At 39.9% G+C, this 281-nt stretch carries 1 protein-coding gene; it reads right to left on the bottom strand.

Annotated elements, in window-relative coordinates; genetic code table 11:
- Positions 1-281, bottom strand: a 281-nt coding sequence (locus tag LZP69_RS16385) for a hypothetical protein (protein WP_234201748.1), incomplete at both ends; no start/stop codon positions are given.

The raw sequence follows: 281 nt of genomic DNA, 5'->3' as shown, positions 1-281 counted from the left end.
GTCCCCAGGAACAGGCGCATCCGTTTTGTAAAGGAGTTTTTTAGCCTCAAGTGTTTTATACAAACGCTGGACGCCATCTCCAGAGTATTTGGCAAAATCCTGGGTAAGATCAATTCCAGCATAAAAATAAAAGGCGCTTACTGTGCCAATACAATCCAGATTGAATCTTTTATTATTGATAACCAACTCCTTAGCACCAAGATAATTTTTTGCAGCCTCTAAGAGTTTTTCTTGAACAGGGGAAAGGGTGTCTTGTATGGGTGTTTTAGTTTTTTTGGCCA

It is taken from the genome of Shewanella sp. AS1, from assembly GCF_021412565.1.
In the GTDB taxonomy this organism is placed as follows: Bacteria; Pseudomonadota; Gammaproteobacteria; order Enterobacterales; family Shewanellaceae; genus Shewanella.
Note: the sequence above shows the minus strand (reverse complement) of the source record. Positions and strands in the feature narration are given on the sequence as shown.